Source organism: Bradyrhizobium sp. 23AC (assembly GCF_054863025.1).
On the sequence record NZ_JAVAYN010000046.1, the window covers coordinates 1 to 11,068 of the forward strand.

Genomic DNA, 11,068 nt, shown 5'->3' on the forward strand with positions numbered 1-11,068 from the left:
CCATAGGTCCCGTGGACGTTCGTCTGCGCCACGACATGGGCTTCGCCCGTGTCGGGATCCACAATCGTGAGCTGGCCGCTGGTGTTGAGCGCCGCCGCGGTGTCGCCCTCGCTGACGGACTTCGAGTCCGAAGAGACTGTCGCCGCATCGTTGCTGCCGGTGATGGTCACGGTCACGATGCCGGAGGCGGTGCCGTCCTGGCTGGTCACCGTGAACTGGTCCTGGACCTGCTGCCCGGCGGTGAGCTCGTCATGCGCGCCATTGCCGGCGTAGCTCCAGGCGCCGTTGGCGTCGATGCTGAAGTCGCCATAGGTCCCGTGGACGTTCGATTGCGCCACGACATGGGCCTGGCCAGTATCCGGGTCGATGATGGTGAGTTGGCCGCCTGTGTTGAGTGCGGCGGCGGCATTGCCCTCGGTGACGGACTTCGCCTCGGAAGAGACCGTAGCCGAATCGTTTGTGCCTGTGATCGTGACCGTCACCGTCTGGGTAGCTGTCGAGCCGTGGCCGTCATTGATCGTCACCACGAAGCTCTCGGTGATCGTCTGGCCCGCAGCGAGGTATTGCGCGGCCGCGTTGTTCAGATTGTAGTGCCATTGCACCGAGCCGTTGGCGGCATTGGCCGTCTCGTTGACAGGATCGAGCGAGAAGGCGCCGAGCGACGTGGTGTTGGAAGAGGCCGCCGCGAACGAGGCCGAATGCGTGTCGCCGAGATCGGCATCGTTGAAACTGATGGTACCCGCCGCGCTCTCCGAATCCGAGAGATCCGGCGTGGTTTTCGCGTCTTCTACCACCGAGCCGCTCTGCGGACTCGATGTGATGATGACCGAGTCGTTTGCGCCATTGAACTGGAGTGTCACCGTCGCCCAACTGAGCGTGCCATTGCCCAGCTGGATAGCGTAGGTGAATGTGTCAGTCAGCGTTTGCCCGGTCGCCAGCGCCTGAAGCTGAACGTTGATGTCGCCCTTGTCGTAATGAACGGTGCCGTCCGCTTCAATCCAGATGCGTGCACCGAGGGCGCTGCGGTCACCGGTTGCGGCCATTCCGGCGGCATCACTGCTGTACGCCACATCTTTGACCAGCAGATCCGCAGGTGCATAGTTCTTGGTGGACGCGGAGGCGCTCGTTCCATTGTCCAGGGAGAACAGCGTCTTGGCCGCGCCCCCAAGGTCATTTGCCAGCACATTCAAGATGAGAATGTTGCTGGCGTCTTCCGTAAACGAGAAAATGTCCGTGTTGGCTTGCGGAGTATTGCCGAACGAAACCGTGCTGCCGCCGCCCGTTGTCTGCGTCGCCATAGCTTAAATCCTCTGGGTGATGCGCCGTCCGCATTCACGGACCGGCGCAAATTGCACAATGGCGCGGGGATGATCGGCCGTTGCCTTGCCTATGCTGCTGAAGAAAAATGCCGAGCTGCTGAGCATGCCTGCCGTCATGCTCAGCGCTTCGAAAATGTGCAAACAGAACACGCGCCGCTCAAGCCTGTTTGGGGCTAGAGTCGATCTGAGCGCGCGAGCGGATGTCGTGTGCACGGTGGCGCGCCTGACAGCCGCCATGTTTGCAAACCGCAAACTTGGCTGGATCGGAAGATCGCAAATTGACGGAGAAGAATTCGAACTTGCCCGAGCCCAGCCGAACATTGCTACAAAATGCGTGCACGTCATTCGCAACCCTCGTCTGCCAATGCAGAGCAGAGAGCGTCGCCGCAAATCAATTCACGCAATTCGGTAGCGCTCGCTCGGACGGCGATAGGTCCGCCACCAGCGACAGTCCATTAGCTGCTGCCAAGTTGCTCGAAAAGATCTAGAGCGGTATCCCCCTGCCCATCGCGGCCGGTGCTTAGGCGCCCACGTTTTGGCAATTATTGATCTTGCAATATTCACGGCCCCAGAAGCGACGACCGTGATCAAGAAGCGCCACGGTCATTTGCTTCTGATTAAATAAAACCTATTTTAAATTAAAGCATCAGTCCATTTATTTATTTATGCGCTGGATTTAATAATTAATACATCGAAATCAATAACAAAGAGGCTCTTGCGTCCCTCCTTGCGAGGCGGCACCGGAATTTTACGGCTTCTCTCCCATATGCACTCGGTTTGCGAGATGATCTTTGCTTCGCGTGGATCGGCAGCTCGCAGGGAGCAATTGGAGCCGAAACTCTGCCCAATCCACGAAGACGAGGCACGAAAGCACAAGTCTAACAATACTTTGCGCCAACCCGTGATTATTAATTTGCGCACCCGACGATCCAGGCACCCGCCGTGAAGCGGCGGACGTGGCCTGCAATGTGCCACTGGTCATCCCATCGGGTCGGTGTAGCCGTCCTTATCGCCGGGGCGCCATTCCAAAGCGTGAGACCATCGCGGGATCCAATGGTGGCGCGCTCTAAGAGCGAGACGCGTAGCCAGAGCACTGATGCAATCCGATGGCTGGGTTATATGGCTCGGTAGCCGGCGCATGTGTCCTGGTGCGGCGAGAAGAGTCCTCGATGCTCGCGCACGAAGCTTCGCATCTCCTGTTGCTGTCCCGCGCAGGTTTCTCGTTCGCTTTAACGCGCAGCAGGGCCCCTGCAAGCCGCGTTCGAAATCCATGTGAAGCTTAAACCGAAACCAGTTCCAGATTGACGCGCGAACGCGGCCAAATCGACCGCCATTAAATGATATATTTGATTATTGTGTATAATCATGATGACTCCATCGCAAAATTGAAAAATATGTTGGGGAAAAGAAAACATGGGAGGTTGAAATGGAAGCTGCCCGCCGCTTTCGCGCAATGGCATTACTTTGCCGACAGACTGCCGCACTCCAACCCGAGAGAAGCTGGAAACTGCTTGCAGAGGCGGAGTACTGGGAGCATCTGGCGGCTGCGGCTTTAGCTCATTGAGCTTCGGTCGAGCGTTCTTTGTCTTTCGCTTTTCGTCGACTTCTTACTTCAAGTCATTTTCTGAGGCATGTGATGTCGAGTACGCGTCAGATTTTTTCTAGTGCTGTTCTGAGCGAACGGCACCAGGCGCTTCTGGAGGAGCTTAGAGAGGTGGAGAAGCTTCGAAGTAAGCTCCGACATGTAGAAGCAAAAACAATCGGCAGAAGACGGCGTACCAAAGCGAGCGGCAGGGCAAGAGCTGTTTAGAGACCCGCCGGGTCCGAAGGTTGACCCGCGTTGGCTCACTCGCGCGATTCGATGCACGGACGCCCGCGCTCCTCGTATCTTCCACCACTTTGAAAGAGGACTGGGCGCCCTCATCCCCGCAGTAGCGAGCCTCGGCGATGACGTCGCTGCGACATGTCGCCAACCAGCCAGGCCGGGGTGCCTCACAACGCTTGAACTAACTCGGCGGCGAGACCGGCCACCTATTCAGGATCGCGCGTTAGCTCCGACTTTCATTCGACGTTGCACTTCGGAACACCGCAACGAGTCGATCGCCATCCCAGAGCTCAACGTCGTGCTCGTCATGCATTTGCTCGGCTCGGCGTCTAGCCGCCTGCTCGTCAATGCAGTCGAGCTTTGCAGCGCAGATCACTTGCCGGCTGCCGTCCACCACGAACACCTTGTACCGCATGATGCAGTCCGATCCAAAGACGAGCGTCATCGTACTCGAATGTCGGTCTAAGGCAGCGCCAAACTAAGTGACGACGCACGAAACCTTTATACATGTGGCAGTTCGGCTATACCTGCTCGTTCAATCCCTCGGTCGCGCGGCGGCAGTACTTTGTATGTCGCTACCTCAGTGGCGTAATCTCACTGCGCGCCGAAGCGTGCGGCTCGAGCTCAAGAGCGAGAGGCCACCAAGCGTCATCAGCAGCACACCGAACCAGGCCGTCCAGCTGCGCGCTTCGTCGTGCGCCTCTGCGGTGCGCGCCCCCAGCGGCATATCTTGAGGTGGGTCGGCGGGCGCGGCGGCGAGAAGCTGCCCAGCGTCGACTTGACCCGGCACGGAGTGTTCGGGCGTGAGCTGGTTGCTGGGAAGATCTACGATGGGGGTCGCCGACATCAGGGTAGGACCCGTGCCGAGATCGGAAGCGGCATCTGCTACCTGCATTTCGGGTACAGGCGTCTGAGATCGCTCGGGCGGTGCGGAGCGCAGCAACTCCGCGCGCGCATCAACGACCGCGCTCCGCCTGGTCTGCGTGGTCCCGTTTTCGTCCAAACTGGCGCTGCGGTCTTTGGCCACGCGAGCCCGAATGGGCTTCTTCACCGTCGCGATGCGCTCGACCAGGAACCAGCATTTGCGGCGACCGTCCATTCGGTAGACCCAATGCTGTCCGCCACTGGTCGAGGTACCGGGACGCGGCACGCATTCGGCTTGCGGCGGAGAGGCTACCGTGGGTTGGGACGTAGCAGTATTGAAGAAGTCGGCAACAGGATTGGAAGACGCGGGCGCCGCCGAAAAACCTCCGACAAGGACCAGACTGGCGAAGTACAATCGCAATTGACCGGACATCGAAAACTCCCGGGTGCGCCCTACCCCGCTTGAGCCTCAGCGGCGACAACGGCCCCCATGCGGCTTAAATCGGGCGGCGCGATGAATTAATTGTACTCTTGACCATCTAATTAATATGTCGGCCCAGCACTCCAGGGGTGCAACACGAGGCAGCGCGATCGATTCATCGATCCATCTGAGTGCGCCGGCCCTCGCTCCCGCCCACGATCTGCGCCGCGGCCCCCGGCCGATCGCCATCGTTGCGCTCGTCGAACACGAAAGCGCAACTCGCCGGGGGGAGCTTGTGGCGTCACGAGACGTGGCTACCCCTCGCAACGAATTAAATACTCCGCCACGATATTACCACTGTCGTGCCTTTCTCCCCGCTACTCTCGCATTTAAATGTGGATTGCACGATCAATATTTAACTGACGGCTTGTCTGCTCCCGGATTCCCGACTTGTCTGCCTGGGCCTTCTGCCCAAGATTCGGATGGAGCCATGAACACCGCGCATTTTAATTCGCTCTCCGTTGACGAGCTCTGGATACTTCACCAAGAGGTCGCCGCCAAACTCGCTCAGAAAATGGCGGTGCAAAAAGCACATTTGGAGGAAAGGCTCCACAGGATTGAACTGGCCAACGAGGCCACACGGCTCAATCGTAAGCGCCGCCGTCCATACCCGCCTGTCCGTCCCAAATATCGCAATCCGAAGAACCCAGCGGAGACATGGTCGGGTCGCGGCAGGCAGCCGCGATGGCTGCGTCCGCAGCTTCGAAGCGGCCGAGATTTGGACGATTTCCTGATCGATCAGGCTTCAGCTCAAAAGCGGCAGACAAATTGAGCGCCGATTTAAACGCGGGGTCATAACCATGCTTGGAGGCATGGCCATAGCGAGCGCGCTGGCGATCCGGCTGATGGTCTAGCTGAATCGCTCGGGCGGCCCGCGGCGCAGTGAAGACATCGACGATAATCTCAAGCGCGCGATGGCCGGCGTCTAGTCGTGGAGCCCTCTGAAGCGCCGCCTCACCGCATTCCACGTTCGAAGGACCGGATGGAGGAGGACGACGAAAAGAACTCTGATTGCAACCGGCATCATCCCGCGCCGCAAGAGTGGTGAGTCATGATCGTCCGATCGACGGGCCGTCGTGTTGATCGTCACCGGAGATGGAGTTCCTGCGCGCCGAGTAGGTGCCGGTCTGCGCGAGGGCAGGACAACTACAACGAACAGAACGTTCACCAGCAGCCATATTCCCACAATGAGAAGGAAAGTACGCACGAGGAACGACCATCGTTTGATCTAGAATCTGCCGAGCTTACTCCTGCCTCATACCCGGCGCGCAGCCGGCAACACTGGGTTCGCGGACGGAGCCGCCTCAGCGCAGCCGGCACATTGGCATCCCCCCGAGGCCGTTGGGCCCCGAGCGCTTCACGAGCGTCTAGGATCGCTCGCAGCCTAGTCCGGCGCAACACTCGCGTCTGTGCGCTTTCGAACATTCATGCCCCTGCAGGTATGGTAGTTCTATGCATCATCCGGCGAGAGCCGGACAGGGATGGCTCATCAGCCAGGACGGCCGTCCTCAGCCCGCAATCCCTGAAACCGGGTCATGGAGCATGGCTAAATTTCGCAGCACGATGAGCGGCGAATTTGGCGATCCGCATAGAACCAATATCGAGTTTCGGCAGTTGACTCCCAGGCGATCCGAACAAGCAAACTGATTGTTCGGGCCGAGGATAAGTTTAAAAGCTAAGCCGGCACACATGAAGGACCTCCGACGACGTTTGGAAAAGGTCCGCGCTGACGCCAGAGAGTTTGCGCTGATGAGTCAGCGGGCGACGGACATAGAAAAGCGCGAGCTGTTTAAGCGCTTGGCGGATGAGCTCGCCTTCGAGGCTCTCGAGCTTGAGCTAATCGTGAAGAAAAATGAGCCACCTAATCCGTGCGGCCAGCACGAGGTCGTGGAGTTTAAGCCACCCTCTCAGCGAAAGCGCGGCTGACGCGGAAGGGGTGAAGCCGGCTAGATCGTGCGTGCCGTGTCCACCCCACACAAAGAACGTCGCACGAGACGTACATTGTTCTGTCGAAGAATTTAAAAAAGCCCTTGCGGGCCAATCTCTTAAGGGTGGTGGGCGCACCAGGGCTCGAACCTGGGACCCGCTGATTAAGAGTCAGCTGCTCTACCAACTGAGCTATGCGCCCGAAAGGCGGTTAGTGCCTTGCGAGGTCGGTCGTTTAGCAAAGCGATCCGGGTCTGGCAAGCGATGCAATGAAGGTTTTTCCACAGTCCCCAGAAAGCGAAAAGCCGCTGGATTCCAGCGGCTTCTCTAGGGTCAATCGTCGCGAAATCCCGCCCCGTTCAGAGCCGACCCTCGCGATCGCGGCCCTCGCCGCCGTCGCGGTCGAAACGGTCGCGATGGAAGTGCTCCATGCTGCGCTCCATCATGCGGTCCATGCCGCGTTCCATGAAGTGGCGGTGCGGGCCGTCTTCGCCGCCGCCGAACGGGCCGCGGTGGCGGGTCAGCACGGCGAGGCGCCGCTTCTGGCCCTCGTCCAGGGTCTTGTAGAGCGGGTCGGCGGCATCGGCGATCTTCTTCAGGGCCGCCGAGGTCGCGCCCATATCCTCGGCGCGCTGGCGCAGGCGGGCGACCGGATCCTCCGGCCTGTCGGCGTCCTTGTCAGCATTCCTGCCGGCATCGCCGGGACCGGCATTCATCCGCGCATTGGCGCGGTCGATGCGCAGCTTGGCGAATTCGCGCACGGCAGCCTCGACCGGCGGCCACAGCTTCTCCTGGTCGGCGTTGAGCTTCAGGCCGGCATGAACGGCCGCGATCCGCGCGTCGACAAAAGCGGCGCGGTCTTCCGGGTTCATGCGGATGTGGCGGATGTGCTCCATCCACGGGCGATGATATTGGGCATAGACCGCGCCCGAGCCGGCAATGCTGAGCACGGCGATGGCGGCGATGGTGAACTTCCTCATCCGGACCTCCTCTGGAAGGATGTCCCTGAAGATGGGCCCGACGCGGCTGACCCGCAACTTACAACTTGGACAGGAAGCGCGCCCTTACCAGGACTGTAACGCCGGATCTTACCTCCAGCCGCAATCGGACATCATTCGCAACAAAAAGGCTTCCGTGCAGGCCGCACGGAAGCCTTCGTTCATCGTTCGGATCAGTTCGTCGTGCTCAATTCGTGGTGCTCTTGGCTTCCTTGAGGAATTCGTCGATCAGCGGCTGGCCGATGCGGCCTGCGGCGTCCTTGTAGACCGGCTCCATCGCCTTGCGCATCGCCTCGTCCTGCTCGCCGGTGAGCTTGATGATCTCGCTCTTTCCGCTCTTCTTGATCTCGGCGAGCGCGTCGTCGTTTTCCTTCTGCGACTGCGCGTTGCTGAAGTCGGTCGCTTCCTTCATCGCCTTGGTGAGCGGGTCGCGGATGTCGGCCGGCAGATCGTCCCAGAACTTCTTGTTCACGATCACGACGTAGCCGATGTAACCGTGATTGGTCTCGGTGATGTACTTCTGCACCTCGTGCATCTTCTGGGTATAGATGTTCGACCAGGTGTTCTCCTGGCCGTCGACCACGCCGGTCTGGAGCGCCTGGTAGACTTCAGAGAATGCCATCACCTGCGGCAGCGAGCTGAGCGCCTTGAACTGGGCCTGCAGCACGCGTGAGGACTGGATGCGGAACTTGACGCCCTGATAGTCGGCGGGCGCGATCAGCTTCTTGTTGGCGCTCATCTGCTTGAAGCCGTTGTCCCAATAGGCAAGGCCAGTGATACCCTTGGCGTCCAGCAGCTTGAGCAGCCGCGTGCCGAGCGGGCCTTCCGTCACCTTCCGCAGCGTCTTCAGGTCGGGCAGGATGTAGGGCAGATCGAACACCTCGAACTCGCGAATGCCGAGCGGTCCGAACTTGGAGTTGGACGGCGCCAGCATCTGCACGCTGCCGAGCTGGAGCGCCTCGAGCTCTTCCTTGTCCTTGTACAGCGTCGAGTTCGGGTAGACCTCGACCTTGACCTTGCCGCCGGTGTACTTCTCGGCGAGCTCCTTGAACTTCTCCGCCCCCTTGCCCTTCGGCGTGTCGGTGGCGACGACGTGGCTGAACTTGATGATGATCGGCGATTGGGCCGATGCCGACCCGGCAAGTCCGAGTGCCAGTGCCGCAATGGACGCGGCGATCGCGAAGGTGCGCATAATCTCTCCCTGTTATTTTCTAAGCCGCCCGGCGCGCGGGCGGCCAATCCTTATGCCGACAGCATCAATAGCGGCTGAGAGAGGCAGCCGCTATTGGCCGTTAGCAGGGCAGGTATTCATCATAAATGCCGTCATTCCGGGGCGATGCGAAGCATCGAACTCCGGTGCGCAACTGCGCACCTGAGAATCTCGAGATTCCGGGTCGCCTCTTTGAGGCGCCCGGAATGACAGCCGGACGGTCAGCTCGCCGCCGCCGTCGTCACGGTGTCGCGCTGGCGCTTCATGACGATCTTGTTGAGCGCGCCGAGATAGGCTTTGGCGGAAGCCACCAGCGTGTCCGGATCCGCCGCGCGTGCCGTCATCGCGCGTCCCTCCTGAGACAACCGCACCGACACTTCGGCCTGCGCGTCCGTGCCTTCGGTCACCGCGTGGACCTGATACAGCTCCAGCTTGGCCTCGTGCGGGACCAGGCGCTTGATGCAGTTGAACACCGCGTCCACCGGACCGTTGCCCTCGGCCTCCTCGATCTTGATCTGGCCATCGACGTCCAGCTTCATGGTCGCGCGCTGCGGACCGTGGGTGCCGGCGATCACGGTCAGCGAGGTCAGCTTGATGCGATCGTGCGAGGCCGCCATCTCCTCGTCGACCAGCGCCTCGATGTCCTCGTCGTAGATGTCCTTCTTGCGGTCGGCCAGCGCCTTCATCCGCGTGAACGCATCTTCCAGCTGGTTCGGGCCGAGCTTGTAGCCCATCTCCTCCAGCTTGTGCACGAAGGCGTGCCGGCCGGAATGCTTGCCCAGCACCAGCGAGGACTGCTTCAGGCCAACCATCTCGGGCCGCATGATTTCGTAAGTCGAGGCGTCCTTCAGCACGCCGTCCTGGTGGATGCCGCTCTCATGCGCGAACGCGTTCCGGCCGACGATCGCCTTGTTGTACTGCACCGGGAACGATGTCGCCGCCGAGACCACCTTCGAGGCCCGGGTGAGCTGCGTGGTGTCGATCTTGTTCCAGTAGGGGAATTTGTCGTTGCGGACATTGATCGCCATCACGATCTCTTCGAGCGCAGCGTTGCCGGCGCGCTCGCCGATGCCGTTAATGGTGCACTCGACCTGGCGCGCGCCGCCGACGACGCCGGCCAGCGAGTTCGCGACCGCCATGCCGAGGTCGTTGTGGCAGTGCACGGAGAACACAGCCTTGTCCGAGTTCGGCACGCGCTCGATCAGCGTCTTCATGAAGTGGGTGTATTCCTCCGGCACCGTGTAGCCGACGGTGTCGGGGATGTTCACCGTGGTGGCGCCGGCCTTGATGACGGCTTCGACGATCCGGCACAGGTAGTCCATCTCGCTGCGGGTGCCGTCCTCGGCCGACCATTCGACGTCGTCGATCTGGTTGCGGGCGCGGGCGACCATGGCGACCGAGGTCTCCAGCACTTCTTCCGGCGTCTTGTTCAACTTCACCCGCATGTGCAGCGGCGAGGTCGCGATCACGGTGTGGACGCGGCCGCGCTTGGCGAACTTCACCGCTTCGGCGCAGCGGTCGATGTCGGCCGGATGGGCGCGGGACAGGCCGGCGATGACGGCATTCTTCGAGCGGCGGGCGATCTCGCTCACCGCTTCGAAGTCACCCTGCGAGGTGATCGGGAAGCCGGCTTCGATGACGTCGACGCCCATATCGTCCAGCAACTCGGCGACCTCGAGCTTCTCCTCAAAGGTCATGGTGGCGCCGGGGCACTGCTCGCCGTCGCGCAAGGTGGTGTCGAAAATGATGACGCGGTCCTTGTCGGACTTGTTCGCGGTGGCCATTGCAAATTTCCTTTTGAGCTTTTGCGCCGTCAGTCTGCTGGGCGCTTGAGGTGTCCGGTGATCTCGACCAACCCCTGAGCGCCCAGGCGCGTCGCGCCCAGCCGGCCCTCAGGGGCAAGTAAGAAGGAGGCCGCCAATAAGGAGGGTGGGCAGCAGCGCGGCCGGGATCGTGGCGGCGGCCAGAGCTACCTCCCCCGAAATCCCATCAATTTGGCCGCGAATCAGCATTGCCAGACCCTTTTGAGCCCCAAATCCTCGGTCAAAACCGTTGACGGTTGGTTGCCGGGAGGCTCAGTGACCCGTTTCTAGACGAGAAATAGCAGCAACTGCAACGCCAAAAGATGGTCAGCGGGCCTGACCTGGTTGCGGGCGAGGCCCCGTGTCCCGGACAAGCTGCAACGCGAAGCGTCGCAGCGCAGAGCCGGGACCCAGGGGCGGCACGGCACGCGGCGAGATGGCCCCGGCTCTGCAGCGCAGCGTCGAACCGGACGATGCTTCGCATCGCCGGGATAACGCTGCGCTGCGTCCAGGGCACGAGAGCGGAATGTGGCGCACGCTCTCCACACCGTCATTGCGATGCTCCAGTGCACATCCCAGCGACGGTGCCGTAGGGTGGGCAAAGGCGCATAGCGCCGTGCCCACGATCTCCGTCCATAAGCAA

General features: G+C 60.9%; 8 protein-coding genes and 1 tRNA gene. 3 read left to right on the top strand and 6 right to left on the bottom strand.

Annotation, left to right across the window (positions count from 1 at the left end; all coding sequences use genetic code 11):
* Positions 1-1,298: VCBS domain-containing protein (locus tag RAD10_RS41205; RefSeq protein WP_461621937.1), on the bottom strand; the 1,298-nt coding region annotated here is incomplete at its 3' end.
* 91 nt (positions 1,299-1,389) lie between these two features.
* On the opposite strand from RAD10_RS41205, the gene RAD10_RS41210 reads away from it, so the two are divergent.
* The gene (locus RAD10_RS41210) at positions 1,390-1,731 is read left to right on the top strand and encodes a hypothetical protein (protein ID WP_461621938.1); all 342 of its coding nucleotides are present in this window, start codon (positions 1,390-1,392) and stop codon (positions 1,729-1,731) included.
* A gap of 1,993 nt (positions 1,732-3,724) precedes the next feature.
* Here RAD10_RS41210 and RAD10_RS41215 read toward each other — a convergent pair.
* On the bottom strand, positions 3,725-4,441 hold the full coding sequence (locus RAD10_RS41215) for a hypothetical protein (protein ID WP_461621939.1): 717 nt from the start codon (positions 4,439-4,441) through the stop codon (positions 3,725-3,727).
* A 478-nt stretch (positions 4,442-4,919) separates the two neighbouring features.
* Here RAD10_RS41215 and RAD10_RS41220 point away from each other — a divergent pair, with 478 nt between their 5' ends.
* On the top strand, positions 4,920-5,261 hold the full coding sequence (locus tag RAD10_RS41220) for an H-NS histone family protein (RefSeq protein ID WP_461621940.1): 342 nt from the start codon (positions 4,920-4,922) through the stop codon (positions 5,259-5,261).
* Between the two features lie 917 nt (positions 5,262-6,178).
* Positions 6,179-6,415 carry a hypothetical protein gene (locus RAD10_RS41225; RefSeq protein WP_091962904.1) on the top strand — a complete coding sequence of 79 codons (237 nt, stop codon included), beginning with the start codon at positions 6,179-6,181 and terminating at the stop codon, positions 6,413-6,415.
* A 126-nt stretch (positions 6,416-6,541) separates the two neighbouring features.
* Here the strand turns inward: RAD10_RS41225 and RAD10_RS41230 are convergent.
* The 4 genes from RAD10_RS41230 to RAD10_RS41245 form a co-directional block, all read right to left on the bottom strand.
* Positions 6,542-6,617 (bottom strand) — tRNA-Lys (locus tag RAD10_RS41230).
* A gap of 157 nt (positions 6,618-6,774) precedes the next feature.
* Positions 6,775-7,395 carry a Spy/CpxP family protein refolding chaperone gene (locus RAD10_RS41235; RefSeq protein WP_461621941.1) on the bottom strand — a complete coding sequence of 207 codons (621 nt, stop codon included), beginning with the start codon at positions 7,393-7,395 and terminating at the stop codon, positions 6,775-6,777.
* A gap of 205 nt (positions 7,396-7,600) precedes the next feature.
* Positions 7,601-8,605 carry a TRAP transporter substrate-binding protein gene (locus tag RAD10_RS41240; protein WP_461621942.1) on the bottom strand — a complete coding sequence of 335 codons (1,005 nt, stop codon included), beginning with the start codon at positions 8,603-8,605 and terminating at the stop codon, positions 7,601-7,603.
* A 239-nt stretch (positions 8,606-8,844) separates the two neighbouring features.
* The gene (locus tag RAD10_RS41245; RefSeq protein ID WP_091961239.1) at positions 8,845-10,407 is read right to left on the bottom strand and encodes a 2-isopropylmalate synthase; all 1,563 of its coding nucleotides are present in this window, start codon (positions 10,405-10,407) and stop codon (positions 8,845-8,847) included.
* Positions 10,408-11,068 lie beyond the last annotated feature (661 nt).